Origin of the sequence: Hyphomicrobium sp., from assembly GCF_047600905.1 — a bacterium.
Classification (GTDB): Bacteria; Pseudomonadota; Alphaproteobacteria; order Rhizobiales; family Hyphomicrobiaceae; genus Hyphomicrobium_B.
Genome location: NZ_JASGKD010000001.1, coordinates 454167 through 469644, shown reverse-complemented (window position 1 = coordinate 469644; position 15478 = coordinate 454167). Strand labels below are relative to the sequence as shown.

18 protein-coding genes and 1 tRNA gene are annotated in these 15478 nt (G+C 58.8%); 10 read left to right on the top strand and 9 right to left on the bottom strand.

The window, feature by feature from the left end:
* Nucleotides 1-11 precede the first annotated feature (11 nt).
* On the bottom strand, nucleotides 12-464 hold the full coding sequence (locus QM780_RS02390) for a (2Fe-2S)-binding protein (RefSeq protein WP_415068884.1): 453 nt from the start codon (nucleotides 462-464) through the stop codon (nucleotides 12-14).
* A 186-nt stretch (nucleotides 465-650) separates the two neighbouring features.
* Complete coding sequence (locus tag QM780_RS02385; protein ID WP_415068883.1) at nucleotides 651-1538, bottom strand: alpha/beta hydrolase; 888 nt, start codon at nucleotides 1536-1538, stop codon at nucleotides 651-653.
* Between the two features lie 257 nt (nucleotides 1539-1795).
* Here QM780_RS02385 and QM780_RS02380 point away from each other — a divergent pair, with 257 nt between their 5' ends.
* The 4 genes from QM780_RS02380 to QM780_RS02365 all read left to right on the top strand — a co-directional run bounded on the left by QM780_RS02380 (nucleotide 1796) and on the right by QM780_RS02365 (nucleotide 6445).
* Complete coding sequence (locus tag QM780_RS02380) at nucleotides 1796-2446, top strand: DedA family protein (RefSeq protein WP_415068882.1); 651 nt, start codon at nucleotides 1796-1798, stop codon at nucleotides 2444-2446.
* 235 nt (nucleotides 2447-2681) lie between these two features.
* Entirely contained in the window at nucleotides 2682-4142 is a 1461-nt protein-coding gene (locus QM780_RS02375; protein WP_415068881.1) for a phenylacetate--CoA ligase family protein, read from the top strand.
* A gap of 210 nt (nucleotides 4143-4352) precedes the next feature.
* Nucleotides 4353-5792 (top strand): two-component system sensor histidine kinase NtrB, encoded by a 1440-nt coding sequence (locus tag QM780_RS02370; RefSeq protein WP_415068880.1) that lies wholly within the window; start codon nucleotides 4353-4355, stop codon nucleotides 5790-5792.
* Nucleotides 5789-6445: a response regulator transcription factor gene (locus QM780_RS02365; RefSeq protein WP_415068879.1), complete on the top strand. Its 657-nt coding sequence runs from the start codon at nucleotides 5789-5791 to the stop codon at nucleotides 6443-6445. The genes QM780_RS02370 and QM780_RS02365 overlap by 4 nt, the downstream gene beginning before the upstream one ends.
* Nucleotides 6446-6518: 73 nt before the next feature.
* On the opposite strand, the gene QM780_RS02360 is transcribed toward QM780_RS02365, so the two are convergent.
* Nucleotides 6519-6611: transfer RNA gene (locus QM780_RS02360), tRNA-Ser, on the bottom strand.
* A 169-nt stretch (nucleotides 6612-6780) separates the two neighbouring features.
* Here QM780_RS02360 and QM780_RS02355 point away from each other — a divergent pair.
* Nucleotides 6781-7395 carry a hypothetical protein gene (locus QM780_RS02355; protein ID WP_415068878.1) on the top strand — a complete coding sequence of 205 codons (615 nt, stop codon included), beginning with the start codon at nucleotides 6781-6783 and terminating at the stop codon, nucleotides 7393-7395.
* Nucleotides 7396-7439: 44 nt separating this feature from the next.
* Here QM780_RS02355 and QM780_RS02350 read toward each other — a convergent pair whose 3' ends face one another.
* On the bottom strand, nucleotides 7440-7712 hold the full coding sequence (locus QM780_RS02350; RefSeq protein WP_415068877.1) for a sel1 repeat family protein: 273 nt from the start codon (nucleotides 7710-7712) through the stop codon (nucleotides 7440-7442).
* A 422-nt stretch (nucleotides 7713-8134) separates the two neighbouring features.
* On the opposite strand from QM780_RS02350, the gene QM780_RS02345 reads away from it, so the two are divergent.
* Nucleotides 8135-8410, top strand: coding sequence for a hypothetical protein (locus QM780_RS02345; protein WP_415068876.1), 276 nt, complete (start codon nucleotides 8135-8137; stop codon nucleotides 8408-8410).
* A 5-nt stretch (nucleotides 8411-8415) separates the two neighbouring features.
* Here the strand turns inward: QM780_RS02345 and QM780_RS02340 are convergent, their stop codons facing one another.
* On the bottom strand, nucleotides 8416-9078 hold the full coding sequence (locus QM780_RS02340) for a glutathione S-transferase N-terminal domain-containing protein (RefSeq protein WP_415068875.1): 663 nt from the start codon (nucleotides 9076-9078) through the stop codon (nucleotides 8416-8418).
* 8 nt (nucleotides 9079-9086) lie between these two features.
* Complete coding sequence (locus QM780_RS02335; protein WP_415068874.1) at nucleotides 9087-10055, bottom strand: quinone oxidoreductase family protein; 969 nt, start codon at nucleotides 10053-10055, stop codon at nucleotides 9087-9089.
* 158 nt (nucleotides 10056-10213) lie between these two features.
* On the opposite strand from QM780_RS02335, the gene QM780_RS02330 reads away from it, so the two are divergent.
* The 4 genes from QM780_RS02330 to QM780_RS02315 all read left to right on the top strand — a co-directional run bounded on the left by QM780_RS02330 (nucleotide 10214) and on the right by QM780_RS02315 (nucleotide 13031).
* Nucleotides 10214-10669: a hypothetical protein gene (locus QM780_RS02330; protein ID WP_415068873.1), complete on the top strand. Its 456-nt coding sequence runs from the start codon at nucleotides 10214-10216 to the stop codon at nucleotides 10667-10669.
* 99 nt (nucleotides 10670-10768) lie between these two features.
* A complete protein-coding gene (locus QM780_RS02325; protein WP_415068872.1) occupies nucleotides 10769-11314 on the top strand; it encodes a DedA family protein in 546 nt (181 codons plus the stop codon).
* A gap of 118 nt (nucleotides 11315-11432) precedes the next feature.
* Nucleotides 11433-11594 carry a hypothetical protein gene (locus QM780_RS02320; RefSeq protein ID WP_415068871.1) on the top strand — a complete coding sequence of 54 codons (162 nt, stop codon included), beginning with the start codon at nucleotides 11433-11435 and terminating at the stop codon, nucleotides 11592-11594.
* A 72-nt stretch (nucleotides 11595-11666) separates the two neighbouring features.
* Nucleotides 11667-13031, top strand: a complete 1365-nt coding sequence (locus tag QM780_RS02315) for a cytochrome P450 (protein ID WP_415068870.1) — start codon at nucleotides 11667-11669, stop codon at nucleotides 13029-13031.
* A 319-nt stretch (nucleotides 13032-13350) separates the two neighbouring features.
* Here the strand turns inward: QM780_RS02315 and gatB are convergent, their stop codons facing one another.
* The 3 genes from gatB to QM780_RS02300 are packed head-to-tail and all read right to left on the bottom strand — an operon-like array spanning nucleotide 13351 to nucleotide 15447.
* Nucleotides 13351-14832 (bottom strand): Asp-tRNA(Asn)/Glu-tRNA(Gln) amidotransferase subunit GatB, encoded by a 1482-nt coding sequence (gene gatB, locus QM780_RS02310; RefSeq protein ID WP_415068869.1) that lies wholly within the window; start codon nucleotides 14830-14832, stop codon nucleotides 13351-13353.
* Nucleotides 14829-15140, bottom strand: coding sequence for a hypothetical protein (locus QM780_RS02305; protein ID WP_415068868.1), 312 nt, complete (start codon nucleotides 15138-15140; stop codon nucleotides 14829-14831). Before QM780_RS02305 ends, gatB begins: the two co-directional genes overlap by 4 nt.
* Complete coding sequence (locus tag QM780_RS02300) at nucleotides 15130-15447, bottom strand: chorismate mutase (RefSeq protein ID WP_415068867.1); 318 nt, start codon at nucleotides 15445-15447, stop codon at nucleotides 15130-15132. Before QM780_RS02300 ends, QM780_RS02305 begins: the two co-directional genes overlap by 11 nt.
* Nucleotides 15448-15478: the final 31 nt, after the last annotated feature.

Here is a 15478-nt window from a genome sequence, read left to right as displayed (position 1 = left end):
TCTTGCCTCCATTACGCAGCGGCGGCTTTTTTGATCGCCGCCCGGATGCGAACGTACGTGCCGCAGCGGCAGATATTGCCCGCCATAGCCGCATCGATGTCATCATCGCTCGGGTTTGGAGTGTGCGCTAAAAGAGCGGCAGCGGACATGATCTGCCCGGATTGGCAGTAGCCGCACTGAATAACTTCGAGATCGAGCCACGCCTTCTGCACTTTTGCGCCGGCATCGGTCGCGCCCACGCCCTCGATCGTCGTGATCGGGCGATTGCCGACCGCGCCGACGGATAGCTGGCATGAACGAACCGCTTGTCCGTCAAGATGCACCGTGCAGGCACCGCACTGGGCGATACCGCATCCGAATTTTGTTCCAGTCATGCCGAGCACATCGCGCAGCGCCCACAGTAGCGGCGTCTCGGGCGAGACGTCGACACTATGAGATTGACCGTTGACTTGGAGAGTGATCATCGAGAGCTCCCGGCACGAAATGATCAGCCCGACCGACGACACATGGATCGCAGTCTTCGATGTCTCTTATATTACTGCTATCATCTCTTTATTCAACGTCGCGGGAAGGTCCATAATTCCGCTATTTCCGACATTCGATATAGTTGAATGACGATATCGAATTGCGTGAAACGACTTCGCGCAGCGTCATGCATGCGCGCGAACGAGATATGAAACGATCATCCGCATCACCGGCGGCGCGAAAAGAATGTTGCGATGACCAAATCCTTGGAAAGCGATCAGCTCTGCAGCTTCGACGTCCTCCACGATCTCTTCTGCGCTTCGAAATGACACATCACTGTCATCGCGGTCATGGATGACGAGCGCCTCGCAGCCGGTAGCGTTGAGAAGCCTCGCGATACTGAAGCACTCGATCGGCCGTCCGCCGACCCGCTCCAACCGCTGCTCGAACGCTTGCTGACCAGCAGCCGAGAGCCCCCAGTGCCTGGAAAAATCCGCGGTAACCTGTGAGAGGCGATTTGGGCTCGCAACGAAGACCGCCCGCCGCACATTGAGGCCTCGGGATATCGGCGCGGCTCCTTCCGAAGCGACAAGCGACACCAAGCCGCCGAACGAATGCGCGACAATAGCGTAAAGAGGCCCGTATTCATGCCCGACGAAAGCAGTAGCCCGCGCACAATCGATCAGATTGGTAGAGTTCTCGCTGCTCAATCCGTGTGCTGGAAAATCGAACAGCACGACACGAAATCCGGCCCGGCGGATCGGCTCAGCGATGGCCGTCATAAAAGACGCCTCGCCCGTCCAACCATGCGACACCAAAATCGTGCCCAAAACTTCGCCGCGGTCGGGCTCAAACGTATATGTCTGTATCTCGCCAACGGGAGTCGGAATTCGCTTCCAATTTGCATTGCGCAAGTGAAATCGTGCTCGCTCTACAAGCAGTCGATGATTGGGGGCTCGATATTGCGATAATTCCGGAGTGCAAAAAATTCTCAATGCCGTGTCGCCGGCAATGCCGACGGGCAATCCCGACAGGCTTTGATCAGCCCAGACGGTTTTCGGAATCCAAATCATGTCGCATTTTTGGTTTTCGACTTTCAATTCGCAAGGCGCGTTTTGTTCGAGTTGGGGAAATGGTTGACAATTTCCATTGCGATCGGACATCGCGCGTTGCAGGACATCGTTCGCTAAACCGCGCGTTCACTGATGCCCCAAGCGATCAAATTCGTGAGGCTTCCATCGCTTCATGTGATTGACACGAAATTCGCCAGCCTATTACAGCAACTCTTCACGCTCGGCTTCGCCCGATCCTATACAAAGAGGAACTCCTTTTGATTGCACCCGAACAACTGCATCATCTGTTCCAAACGTATGGAATCTGGACCGTCGCTTTGATCGTTGGGCTCGAAAGCCTGGGCATCCCTTTGCCAGGCGAAGCCGTTCTCGTCGCCGCCTCCATCTACGCCTCCACGCACGATGGAAATATCGCGATGGTCATCGCTGCCGCCACCATCGGCGCGATCGTCGGCGACAATTTCGGTTACCTGATCGGCCGCGAATTCGGATACCGGCTCGTTCTCAAATTCGGCTCTTATCTCGGATTGACCGAAGGCCGGATCAAACTCGGCCAATATCTTTTCCAGCAGTACGGCAGCGCCGTCGTATTCTTCGGACGCTTTTTCGCGCTCCTGCGTTTTCTTGCGGCGTTCCTTGCCGGCGTCAACCAATTGGCATGGCGCCGGTTTCTCGTTGCGAACGCCCTAGGGGCCCTGGTCTGGGCGAGCATCGTCGGAATATCCGCTTATACGCTCGGGCGTGGGATCCATGAGCTGAGGGGGCCGATCGCCACTGTGGGGGTGGCCGTGGCCTTGGGGACTATCGTCGCCATCACTATCTACCTGCGACGCCACGAGGCGGAACTTCAGGCTCGCGCCGAGGCTTCTCTACCAGGGCCTTTGCCGGGCTTCGAACGTCATGATTGAACCGGACTTCGTGCTACGCGAACGCCGGGCCGATAGTGGCGACGCATCTCACCACTAAACAATGCTCTCGCAGGAGGGATTCAAGCGATGGAAAACTTTCCCGAGCACAGTTTTCGCTGACATTTATCGACCGTTGCCATATTTAGGCCGCGTGGAGCGCCGTCATGCAAAAAGCGGCCGGAACGTTTAGCCCTCCCGTCGAAAATCATCATCGCTTCTCAAAGGTTTATATTAGATGAGAGGATTACTCCGGGCAGTCTCGGATCAACTGAAGCTTGCGCTTGCAATCCGCTCGCTGCTGCCGCCTCGCCCGGAAGATATGAAGGCACGCGCTGAAGCCCGCGATGCGCGCTTCCGCAATCTCCTGCGCTACGCCAACGAAAATTCTCCGTACTACCGCAAGCGCTTTCAGGGCATTGACCTCGCGACGTGCGCCATCACCGATCTCCCGACGCAAAACAAATCCGAGATGATGGCGAACCTCGACGATATTCTCACCGACCGCGCTCTTCGTCGTGACGACCTCGAACGGTTCATGTCCGATCCGTCCAACATCGGGCTCTATTACAAAGACAACTACGCCGTCTGCCATACATCCGGCAGCCAGGGCCAGCCCGCAATCATTGTTCAGGATAAGCCCGCCATCCTGACGACCTTTGCAGCCCAGTTCGCTCGCGGCAAGCCGCTTTCCCGCCGGTTCCTTCCTCACCTTCAACGGCTTTTCAAGCCGGCGCGCTTTTCGATCATCACCCAGAAGCCGGGATTTTATCCGAGCAGCACCTTCTTCAATTATTTCCCGGAGCGCGCCCGCCGCTTCCTCAAGCTGCAGCGTCTTTCGGTCTTCGACCCGCCCGACGTGCTCGTCGAGAAGCTGAATAGCTTCCAGCCGAACTTCATCACCGGCTATACGAGCGCGCTGGAAACGATCACTCGTGAGCTTCAGGCCGGTCGCCTGAAACTCAACGGCGATCTCGAGCAAATGACGAATATCAGCGAGCCCTTGCCCGAAGCGATCGCACAGCGCGTCGAGAAGGCGTTCGGCGTGCATATCACCAACATTTACAGCATGGCCGAATGCATGGCGCTGACATGCGGCTGCCAGGCGACACACGGCAGCCACTTGAACGACGAACTCGCATATCTGGAGGTGGTCGATTCAAACAACCGCCCCGTTCCCAACGGCACGGCAGGAAGCAAGGTCTTGCTGACCAATCTTTACAATCTGGCGCAACCGATCATCCGCTACGAGATCGACGACATCGTCACCATAAGCCCAGAACCCTGCCAATGCGGCAGCCTTCTGCCTCTCGTGAAAGCCGTCGAAGGCCGGACGAAAGATCAGTTCTGGGTCGATGTCGACGGCCAGATTCGCGATCTGCCCTACTATGTCTTCCTGCTCGCACTCCATACCGAGACCAATCTCGCCGAGCATCAGTTCCTGCAGACGGGCGTCAACCAGTTCGTCCTCAGGGCCTCCGCTTTGCCCGGACGTGCATTGGACGCTGACAAGCTCCGCCAACTCATCGACCAATCCATCAAATCGGAAGGCTTCGCCAAAGTCATTCGCGTCGAGATCGAAATCGTCGATCAGATTCTGCCTGAAGAGTCGGGAAAAATCCGCCGCGCAAAGAACGTCTTCGGACCTCCCCCCGCGGTCTCCTCCGGCCAATCGCACGCCCTCGCCGACGGAGGCTGACGGACGATTCACGTCGAGACCGAACGCGAATTAAGCCTATTCTCGCTATTTCATTATTTTACGAAATCAATTTGCGTGCCGACGAACTATCGTGCACGCGCTCGAGCGCGTGCTTGCCACTCGCAACTCCGGGCCTCACTATAAGACGCCGAACCCCGGCGCGGCGTTGAACGAGACCCGCTTTGACGCCCCAAACAAGGTGCGAATGGGATGTTGGAAGAAGCGCTTCCAAGTTCGAAATCGAATACCTATTCCTACCCCGCGCTTGCGCTGCTCGGCGCCGTCGCAATTTTCTTGATCGACACGTTTACCCCGCTCGAAAGCGCCATTGCCGTCCTCTACGTCGCCGTCATCGTTTTGTCGGCGTCATTCCTGAGCCGCGCGGGTCTGCTGGCAATCGCAGCAATCTGCGCGTTTCTCACGTTCGCGAGTTTCGTGACCGTACATTGGAACGATGTTGAAAGCAGTGCGGCCATCCGTTGCCTGGTAAGCCTCAGCGCCATCGCCGTCACAACGCTCTTGGCACTCAAAAACAACCGGGCGACCCACGACCTGCGGGATCAGGCCGCGCTGCTCGACCTGACGCACGACGCGATTTACGTCCGCAACGACAAGGACGTGATCACCTATTGGAACACCGGCGCCGAACAACTCTACGGATGGCGGCGCGAAGAAGCGGTTGGCCGCAGCACCGTCGATCTGTTGAAATGCAAGTTTCCAAAACCCATTGAAGAAATCGCGGCGGAACTTAGCGAAGTCGGCCGTTGGCAGGGCGAGATCACGCACACCAAGCGCGACGGTACGGAGGTGATCGTCGCCAGCCGGTGGTCATTACAGCGGGATGACAAGGGCCGGCCCGTCGCTACTATGATAACGAACAACGACATCACCGAGCAGCAGCGCGCCGAAGACGCCTTACATACGGCCCAGGCGGAACTCGCCCATGTCACGCGATTGACGACGCTCGGAGAACTGATGGCCTCGATCGCGCATGAGGTCAATCAGCCGCTCGCGGCCGTCGTGACGAATGGCGAGGCCGCCTTACGCTGGCTTCAGCGCGATGTTCCGGATCTCAACGAAGTCCATAGCTCGCTCGAGCGCATGATCAGCAACGGCCGCAGGGCGAGCGACGTCATCGCAAGGTTGCGCGCACTGACACGGAAAACCGATCTCATTCGCACCCCGCTCGATGCCAACGAGTTGTTGGACGATGTTTTGCTCCTCATCGAGCGCGAGCTGATAGCCCGCGACGTGGCGCTGAACCTCAACCTCGCAAACGCCCCGCTGCCGTTGCTTGGCGATCGGGTCCAGCTGCAGCAGGCCGTCATCAATCTCGCCGTAAACGCAATTCAGGCCATGTCTGCGATTGCCGATCGCAGGCGGACGTTGCGGATCGCCACCCGAAGCGAGCAGACCGAAGCACCTCTCGTCGTCATCGAGATCAGCGATAACGGTCCGGGCATCGAACCTTCTGTCATTAACAAACTGTTCACGGCATTCTATACGACCAAGTCGGAAGGGATGGGGATGGGTCTATCCATTTGCCGTTCCATTGTCGAAAGCCATGGCGGCAGGATCATCGCCTCGTCCGAGCTGGGCCAGGGTGCTACGTTCACCGTTCACTTGCCTGCCAGGGAGGAAGCAGCGTGAAGACCAATCCCGCCGCTGATCGTTCCAACGAGGCGCGCTCATCGTGTGTGTATGTCGTCGACGACGACACCGCCATCCGCGACGCTCTCAGCAGTCTCTTCAGATCAGTGGGGCTGCAAGTGAACGTCTTCGGCTCCGCTGCGGAGTTCCTGCAAAAGAAACTGCCCCACATTCCAAGCTGCCTTGTCCTCGACATTCGCCTTCCCGGCGTAAGCGGGCTCGACTTCCAGACCCAGCTTGCGAAGGCTGGAATCCGCATGCCGGTTATTTTCATGACCGGACATGGAGATATCCCGATGTCGGTCCGCGCCATGAAAGCCGGCGCCGTCGATTTTCTGACCAAGCCGTTCCGCGATCAGGACATGCTCGATGCCGTCTTCTCCGCCATCGAGACCGACCGCAAACAGCTGGAATCGGACCACGGCATCGCCGAGCTGGTCGCGCACTACGAAAGCCTGACCGCGCGCGAAAAAGAAGTCATGGCCTACGTGACGAAGGGGCTGATGAACAAACAGATTGCCGGTGAGCTGGGCCTCAGCGAAATCACCGTCAAAATTCATCGCGGCCACGTCATGCGCAAAATGGAGGTCCGTTCGCTGGCGGACCTCGTCCGCGCCGCCGAAAAGCTAGGGCTCTCCGGCATCGGCGCCTAGTCTGCCGATCTTATACCGGAACCGTATACGGATCGGAAATTATTCAATGATTTCAATGTGTTATGAGAGGCGCTGGCGGAGACGGAGGGATTCGAACCCTCGATACGCCTTTAAAGCGTATGACGATTTAGCAAACCGTTGCCTTCAGCCACTCGGCCACGTCTCCCCAAATCACTAGGCAGTGGCCCCCTATAGAGGGCAGCCCCGGGCAATGCAAGACGCCATGGAAAACACCGCGCAACCTGCCGCTACTGTATGGCGGGCGCCTCAAAGTCGCCCTAGTGTCCGGAAAGCGATAACCCACCATGGAAACGGGTCGAAACTTGGCTCATCGCATGCAATTTTTGTTTGGTGCCGGTGGCTTGGCGCTTCTTGCCGCAGCGCCGGCCTGCGCGACCGAATTATGCGTGAAATGCACCGGGCCTGACGCCAGCTATGCCTGCGTCGTCGGAAGCGGCTCGAACTCTACGCTCGACACCGTCTCCAAGTTCTACTGCATCACGACACTGGCCAAAGCCGGACAGCACGCCAGCTGCTCTATCGATCGAAGCTTCAATCCACCCTGTCCCGGCGAACGCCGCGAACTGCCGATACCGGCGTTCCTCAACAATCCGGCTGGCGATGGCCAACCGAATGAGGCTCCCTCCGAACCGAAGCCGCACGGAAATGACGCGGGGCCACCGACTGAGCTTCCACCTCAACCAGGCCCGCCCGCTCCGCCTCAAAACGCAGCGGTAGAGCCGCCCGCGAGCGAGCCGCCTCCGAAAACAGTCGAGGAAATGGTAGAGAAAAGCGCCAAATCGGCGGGGGCCGGTCTCAGCCAGACGCAAAAGTCAGCGGGTGATGCAGCCAAATCGGCGAGCACAGCGCTTGAGAAAGCCGGTTCTGCCGTCGGCGGTGCGGCCAAGAGCTCATGGAAATGTCTGTCGTCATTCTTTTCGAACTGCTGAAACGATCGGCTCGTGCAGAGTCGATTGCGATCAGCACTGTGAATTCAGTGAACCGACGCCAGCCATTCGCGCGCCAGACGTTGCGCCTGAACGATTTCGGCCTTGCTCATGTCGTTCGCGAGTTCTGAACGATAGCGCTTCGCCTCGCAGTTGCCCCTCATCGCTGCGATGTTGAACCACTTGTGAGCCTGAACGAGATCGACCGTTCCATCACGTCCGGTGCAATAGCTGAGGCCGAGTTCGAAGAGGGCATCCGATTGCTCTCCCTGCGCGGCGTACTCGAGCGTTTGACGGGACAACACGTCCACACGTGCCATTTCTGCATACTCCGATATTGAGCTGCCGCTGCGTGCGCGTTGTCGGGCGGCGGCCCTGCCATGCGCTTCTCATGGTGACGAGAAGCACACCCGAACAATCTCAGTCCTTGGATGAAATCTCGTAAAAACCCGAGCAAAATTGCGGTAATTTCCGAGCAAACTTGCTTTATTTTGGATTTCCGGCCGCCCAGGATCGATCAGCTTTTTCCACAACAAAACGCTTGGTGACAGCCTCTTAACTCGGGTTGTCAGGGTTTGCTAACCATGCTTCAAAAATGCGTGCTGGCAGCTCGCCGGAGCGACAGGGCTCAACGGTGTTCAGCCAAGGTTCAGCCAAGCGCTGGTAACCATAACATTGTCGGTCGAGGAATGCCTCGATTGCGAGAAGGGTTCAAGCCGCCAACGTGGCTTGATGAGGGACGATGGTTCACGCGACGGTCTGCCGCTCGCTTGCGGCTGCGGGAATTCTGGCGCTTGCAGGTTGTGCCCAGGAAGGCGGCACTCATCCCGCTTACATCGGTCTGTCGGATCTGGGCGACATCAATCCGGCAGCATCCGCGCAAGCCGCCGAGACCGACGACACGCCGGACGTCCTTCGTCACATTCAATCGAATAAAGTCCTCGGCGCGATGGCATTCCAAAGGACGACAGGCCAGACGGTCGATCCCGACAGCCTGGTTGGCCACGACAACGAATAGCCGGGCTAATCCTGCACTGTCGCCTGCGGTCTCTTCAGCGCGAGCCCCTTCGCCACCGCGGGTCGCGCGCCGATATCGCCAAGCCATCGTGCGATATTCGGATACTTCGCTATGTCCTGCCCAAGCGTTTTCCAGGTTCGAACCCACGGGAAGCTGGCGATATCGGCAATCGAATAGGCGCCCCCGAGATAGGGCCGCGCGCTCAAGCGCTTCTCCAAAACGCCGAACAGACGCTCGATTTCCTTGCTGTAGCGATCGATCGCGTAAGGAATCTTTTCTGGTGCCGAATTGACGAAATGATTGCGCTGCCCGGCGATCGGTCCGAGCCCACCGGCCTGCCAGAAAAGCCACTGGTCGACATCGGCTTTGAGACGTTCATTGGTCGGATAGAACGCTCCATATTTGCGCGCCAAGTAAAGCAGGATCGCTCCTGACTCGAAGATCGCAAGCGGCCGCCCGTCCGGACCGTCAGGATCGACGATCGCCGGGATTTTGTTATTTGGCGAGATGGCGAGGAATTCCGGCGCAAATTGCTCACCCTTTCCAAGATCCACGAACTTCACCTCGTAGGGAACACCAAGCTCTTCGAGCATGATGGAAATCTTGAACCCGTTCGGCGTCGTCCAGAAATAGAGGGTGATCGGCTCCTCTTCCAAGTCGTCCAGCATTTGGCTCCTCAGGGAACGAGAATAACCGAACCCGTCGTTCTACGGGTCTCCAGATCACGATGCGCATCGGCCGCCCTGGCCAACGGATATCGATGGTTGCTCGTGATCCGAATTTTCTTGCTCAACACCATCTCGAAGAGGTCTGCCGCATTCTCTTCGAGCTCCTGGGTTGTGGCCGTATAAGCTAAAATCGACGGGCGCGTGGCGAAAAGTGAGCCTTTGAGCGCCGTTAGCTCGAAAGGCGGAACCGGCCCGGAAGAATTGCCGAACGAAACCCAGAGCCCCTTCGGCTTCAGACAATCGAGCGATTTTGGAAACGTGTCCTTGCCGACCGAGTCGTAGACGACGTCACACCCCTTCCCTCCAGTCAGCGCGCGCGTGCGTTCGACGAAATCCTCACGCGTTGTGTTAATGACGTGTGTGCAGCCATTTTCGCGCGCGAGGTTGGCTTTCGCATCGGAACTCACGGTCCCGATCATCGTTGCGCCGAGCGCGCGCACCCACTGGCAGGCAATGAGGCCCACACCTCCAGCCGCTGCGTGAAACAGCAATGTCGTGCCTTTATCGACGCGATAAACTTCTCGCAGCAGACTCCGGACGGTCATGCCCCTGAGCAGCATCGACGCCGCAAGCTCGTAGTCGATCCCATCCGGCAGCTTCACCAGACGATTTTCCGAGACCGTTCGGATATCGGCGTAGGCACCGAGCGGCCCAGCATAAGCGACGCGGTCGCCGACCTTCAATCGTTCGACGCCCGGTCCGACGGCGATGATCTCTCCCGCACCTTCCGACCCGATCGTGGCGGGATAGCCGGGCAGCTTATAAAGCCCAGACCGGTGATAGATATCGATATAGTTGACCCCAATCGCATGCTGGCGAAGAAGGACCTCGCCTTGCCCTGGAACAGGCATTGGCACTTCCTCCAGAACCAGGGCTTCGGGACCGCCGGGAACGTGCACGCGAATGGAATAAGCCATTGGAATTCTCTTCTTGAACGATCTTGTGGACCAAAGATGCCGTTTCGCCGCGAATCTCGCTAGTGGCTAAGGCAAGCGTCACATCTTGGGCCGCACTCTGCCACGAGCCCGCCACGCTGGCTTTCTACCGCCAGTGTGAAACAATAACGGAACCCGTCTTGCATAGCCCCAGGATCACGCCCCGAGCAAAGCCGAAAGCCGTCGCGTCGCTGGCCTTCGTGCTGTTCGCCGTCGGTGGCTGCTCGGGCAACCAGGCAGCGCTCGGCGATCCCGCCCACGGTCTCAAATGCGTCGACGACAGTCATGTCTGCATTAGCCAGCGCAAGATGGTCTACGATTCCTATATGGCGGATTCATCCCGCGCCTGGGTGAAACAACCGGCTGGACCTCACGAATATGCGTCGGGCGTGCGCCTGATGGCACTGAGCAAAAAGCGCAAGGAACTGACGTGTGCGGAGTTGGCGCACGGCAAAGAAGAAGCCGATCGCGGTCCAGCAGTGCTGACCGGCGGCGCCTATGTCGGACTCACATCGGCTCAAGTTGCCCGCGGCGCCATGCTTTCGCGCGAAGTCTCGCGTGAGCTTGCGCAGGAAATCGCGCGCAGGTGCCGGTAAGACTTGAAGCGAAACGCGGACTTCCTATTTTGCGCAGATGGCTTTTTCTCCGCGCACGCCGGAAATGCAAATAAAAACGTCTAATCCGAAAGCATCAGAATGAGCGTGCAGGAATTCGTCGACGCGATCGTAACTTTCGTCAGAGCGAACGAAAATTGGGCCGTCCCCGTCGCGTTCCTTGTCGCCTTTCTCGAAAGCTTCTGCTTTCTCTCGATCCTGTGGCCGGGCACCGCTATTCTGGTCGGCATTTCCGCACTTCTTGCCAAGAGCGGTGTCGAGCTGAGCGTCTTGTGGCCCGCGATCGTTGCGGCCGGCGTCGGCGGTTCGGTCGGCTACGCGCTGTCGTACTGGATCGGCCTCTATTACAAGAACGGCATTCGCGAGCTTTGGCCTTTCAACCGCAACCCTCAGATGGTCGATAGCGGACAGGCCTTCTTTGATAAATGGGGCGCCCTCAGCGTTTTCTTCGGCCATTTCTTCGGTCCGATCCGCGCCGTCATTCCGGTTGTCGCTGGCATGTACGCTTTGCCACAGTGGCAGTTTCAGCTCGCCAATATCGCATCGGCCTTCATTTGGGCGGCAGGCATAATAGCCCCGTCCTACTTCGGTTTTGGCTATCTTCTCGGTTCAAGCGCCGCCCCCTGACGCGCTCCGGCAAGCCTGAGCTTGCGCGAATGGGCCTGATCCCGTAGATGAACGCTCCAATACCGCGCCGAGTGCCCGGGCATCGCATTGAAATTCCACTTATCGAGGCTGTTTTCCCATGTCTAAGACGTCGTTGAAGAATATTCAGAAGCAGAAGAAGAAGGCCCGTCGCACCATCGACCGCCCGACTCAGACCCGCATTCAGGGCAACACGGCCGCGGCTCGCAAGCGCCTCAAGAAGCTTTCCGGCCTCGCACGCGCAAAAAAGGCGTCCGCCTAAGGGGCGCGGACGCTTTCATTGCCAAACTCCGTCAAGCGCCGGCGCATCGTGACGACGTGAGCAACAAGACCGATGACATCCGCGCTCTATCCGCCGACAGTCACGCCAGCATCGCGTCCGCTGCCGCTGCTGCCGTTTCTGGGCCGGTTCGTTCGCAATCCGCTGCGGGCAATCCCGCAAGCGGTCTATGACGAGCCAATCGTCACCTATGGCAAGAAGCGCACGCTTGTCGCCTGGGTGACCGATCCTGCGCTGGTCGAAAACATCCTAGTCAAGAACGCAGACCGATTTCCGAAAACGCGCCTCGACCGGCGCGTGCTTCGGCCCGTCGTCGGCGACGGACTTTTAACGGCCCAAGGCGACAGCTGGCGCTGGCAGCGGAAAATCGCAAGCCCGCCGTTCAGGCATTCCGAGCTGCTCTCTTACGTTCCCGCCATGGTCGACGCTGCCGACCGATGTGTCATGCAATGGCGGCGACGCCCCGGCGCAGCGTTCACGACCGATGTCGAAGCCGACATGACCGAAGCGACGTTCAACGTCGTCGCGCGAACGATCTTGGCCGGAATCAGCGAAGCCGATGGCGATACCATTAAACGCTCGGGCCGCGCTTATCTCGATCCGATATCGTGGGAAGTCGCGGCCGCTCTACTGCAATACCCCGAGACCTACTGGCATCCTGGCAAAACTCGGATGAAGCGGTCCGCCGCCGAACTGCGGGCCATCGTCAAAGGACTGGTCGCCAGACGCCATCGCGATCAATCCGAAAGCAACGACCTCGTCGCGCGAATGCTCGCAGCCAAGGACCCCGAGACCGGGCAACCGATGTCCGATGAAATCATCGCCGACAATCTCGCGACGTTCTTATTCGCCGGGCATGAGACCACCGCCAAAGCGCTGACCTGGGCGCTCTACATTCTTGCGCGTGCGCCGGAATGGCAGGAACGTCTTCGCGACGAAATCACGGCAACGGTCGGAAATGGCCCAATCACGGCCGAGACGATCAACAAGCTCCCGACTTTGTCGCGCGTGCTGAAAGAGGTTATGCGCCTCTATCCTCCGGCGCCCGTCATGACGCGCGTCAACGCCGATGGCATCGAGATCGGCGGCAAGGAGCTTCAGAATTCGACGCTGATCGTCATGCCGATCTTCATCATCCATCGCCATCGTGCCCTGTGGGAAGATCCCAACCGCTTCGATCCGGATCGCTTCCTGCCGGAGAAGGAAGCACGCTATCCGCGCACGCAATTCATGCCGTTCGGCTACGGTCAGCGGATCTGCATCGGTTCCTCGTTCGCGATCCTGGAAGCCACCGCCATTCTGGCAACTCTCCTCCGGAATGCGCGCTTCGAATGGGACGGCAAGCTCGCGCCGGAGCCCGTCAGCCGCGTCACTCTCCGGCCGAAAGGCGGGATGCCACTCATCGTCCGGCCGTTGTGAAGCGGTCTTCGCCGTTGGTGGCGCTAAGCTAGCAAATCATTAACGGAGGTTAGCGAAGTCCAAACTTCGCTTTCGCATTTTTACGCGGCGCGTGAGCGTGGCTGCAAACTGTCGGTGCTATGATTTGTCGCAATAGAAAAAACGCCTCCAAAGGAGAGGCCAATGACAACGACAAAAATCATCTACCTGATTGCAGCGATCGCGCCGGGAGGCTTGGTCCTGCTCGCATGCATCGGCATCGCCCACGTTGCACTGACGGGCCTCAAAGACAGAAGGGCCAGACAACTGGCCCTCCAGACAGTGCCGGCAAAGCAGCCCGTTAGAGCCCGAGCTTAGCTTTCAGGATATCGTTCACGGCGGCCGGGTTCGCCTTGCCGCCGGTCGATTTCATCACCTGACCGACGAACCAGCCGAGCATCGATGGCTTCGCCTTCGCCTGCTCGACCTTTTCCGGATTGGCGGCAATGATGGCATCGACGGCCTTTTCGATGGCGCCGGTGTCCGTCACCTGCTTCATGCCGCGCTTTTCGACGATGTCCGCCGGGTCGCCGCCCTCGGTCCACAAGATCTCGAAAAGATCCTTGGCGATCTTGCCCGAGATGGCATTCGATCCGATGAGATCCACGATGCCGCCGAGTTGTGCAGCGGAAACGGGGCTGTCCTCGATCGATTGGCCTTCCTTGTTCAACCGACCAAACAATTCGTTGATGACCCAGTTGGCGGCAAGTTTGCCATCGCGGCCCTTGGCAACCGTCTCGAAGTAATCGGCTGAGGACCGCTCGGCGACGAGCACGTCCGCGTCGTAGCCCGACAAGCCGAAGCTCTTCATGAAGCGCGCGCGCTTTTCATCCGGAAGCTCGGGCAAATCGGACTTCAGTTCCTCGACGTAGCGCTGCGAGAATTCCAGCGGCAGAAGATCCGGATCAGGGAAATAGCGATAATCGTGCGCTTCTTCCTTCGACCGCATCGAACGCGTCTCGCCCTTGCCGGAATCGAACAACCGCGTTTCCTGATCGATGGTGCCGCCGCCCTCGATGATATCGATCTGCCGGCGCGCCTCATACTCGATGGCTTGGCCGATGAATCGGATCGAATTGACGTTCTTGATTTCGCAACGTGTGCCGAACTTGTCTCCGGGTTTGCGCACCGAGACGTTGACGTCGGCACGAAGGTTCCCCTTCTCCATATCGCCGTCGGAGGTCCCGAGATAACGCAGGATCGTGCGCAGCTTGGTGATATAGGCCTGCGCCTGCTTCGACGACCTAAGGTCCGGCCGCGACACGATCTCCATCAGCGCCACGCCGGAGCGATTGAGGTCGACGTATGAATAGTCGGGGTGCTGGTCGTGCAGCGACTTCCCCGCGTCCTGTTCCAGGTGAAGCCGCTCGACGCCGATCTTCAGCGTTTCGCCATCGACCTCGATCTCGATTTCGCCCTCGCCGACGATCGGCTGCTTGTACTGCGAGATCTGATAGCCCTGTGGCAGGTCCGGATAGAAATAGTTCTTCCGGTCGAAGACGCTCTTCAGATTGATTTCCGCCTTGAGTCCAAGCCCGGTGCGGATCGCCTGCGCCACGCACTCGCGATTGATGACCGGCAGCATGCCGGGCATCGCCGCATCGACCAGCGATACATGGCTGTTGGGTTCCGCGCCGAATCCGGTCGATGCGCCGGAAAAGAGTTTCGACTTCGAGGCGACCTGGGCATGCACCTCCATGCCGATCACGATCTCCCAATCGCCCGTCGCCCCCGAGATGAGGTTCTTTGATTTCGGCTTTTCAGCGATTTTCTGAGAACTCATTTTCTGCCTCCGGCCCGACCCTTCATGGCAAACCCGATAGCCGCGTAGATGAAGCCCGCAATCAGCGACACGATGAACACGCCGGCGACCGCCCGCCCCAGCGTCGGCGCATCCCAGATCCGCAGCAACGTCACGATATAAAGGAGCGCGGCCCCTGCGACCGCGCCGCCAAACCCCGCGATCAGGATCTTGGCTTTGTCGTCGGCGCGCTGACCGAGCAAATATGCGACGATAATCGTCGCCGGATTGAAGATGCCGTAGAGCAGCACTTCGCCCAACGGTACATCCGGCTGAAAATCAGGTCCCACCGTTCGCTCCCGGCTTCTCGTGAGCCTCTTGCGCCTGGCGCAGCTTTTCTTCTTCGTACTGCACGAACCAGCCGATCATATTGCGCCACTGTGCGCCGACCATCTCGACCATCTCAGCCGGCATACCTTTTTCCGACGCGCGCCCCTTCACCCGGTCGATGACCTGCTGAATGCGCCATTGCACGACGGCGCCTTCCCGCGTCGTCATTTTAAGCTGCCAGGCTCGATCGACATAACCATAGCGCTCTGCAATCAGATCAACCAACGCCGCGTCGATCCGATCGATCTCGCTTCGCACCTGGGACATGTCTGCGCATTCCCACGGACGTTTTGGGTCC

Bases quoted from the DNA above. Each gene is read 5' to 3' on its own strand.
- QM780_RS02385 (WP_415068883.1), bottom strand. From the start codon at position 1,538: ATGATTTGGATTCCGAAAACCGTCTGGGCTGATCAAAGCCTGTCGGGA.
- QM780_RS02335 (WP_415068874.1), bottom strand. From the start codon at position 10,055: ATGGCTTATTCCATTCGCGTGCACGTTCCCGGCGGTCCCGAAGCCCTG.
- QM780_RS02300 (WP_415068867.1), bottom strand. From the start codon at position 15,447: ATGTCCCAGGTGCGAAGCGAGATCGATCGGATCGACGCGGCGTTGGTT.
- QM780_RS02340 (WP_415068875.1), bottom strand. From the start codon at position 9,078: ATGCTGGACGACTTGGAAGAGGAGCCGATCACCCTCTATTTCTGGACG.
- QM780_RS02390 (WP_415068884.1), bottom strand. From the start codon at position 464: ATGATCACTCTCCAAGTCAACGGTCAATCTCATAGTGTCGACGTCTCG.
- QM780_RS02375 (WP_415068881.1), top strand. From the start codon at position 2,682: ATGAGAGGATTACTCCGGGCAGTCTCGGATCAACTGAAGCTTGCGCTT.
- QM780_RS02370 (WP_415068880.1), top strand. From the start codon at position 4,353: ATGTTGGAAGAAGCGCTTCCAAGTTCGAAATCGAATACCTATTCCTAC.
- QM780_RS02355 (WP_415068878.1), top strand. From the start codon at position 6,781: ATGCAATTTTTGTTTGGTGCCGGTGGCTTGGCGCTTCTTGCCGCAGCG.
- QM780_RS02325 (WP_415068872.1), top strand. From the start codon at position 10,769: ATGAGCGTGCAGGAATTCGTCGACGCGATCGTAACTTTCGTCAGAGCG.
- QM780_RS02350 (WP_415068877.1), bottom strand. From the start codon at position 7,712: ATGGCACGTGTGGACGTGTTGTCCCGTCAAACGCTCGAGTACGCCGCG.
- QM780_RS02320 (WP_415068871.1), top strand. From the start codon at position 11,433: ATGTCTAAGACGTCGTTGAAGAATATTCAGAAGCAGAAGAAGAAGGCC.
- QM780_RS02315 (WP_415068870.1), top strand. From the start codon at position 11,667: ATGACATCCGCGCTCTATCCGCCGACAGTCACGCCAGCATCGCGTCCG.
- gatB (WP_415068869.1), bottom strand. From the start codon at position 14,832: ATGAGTTCTCAGAAAATCGCTGAAAAGCCGAAATCAAAGAACCTCATC.
- QM780_RS02345 (WP_415068876.1), top strand. From the start codon at position 8,135: ATGGTTCACGCGACGGTCTGCCGCTCGCTTGCGGCTGCGGGAATTCTG.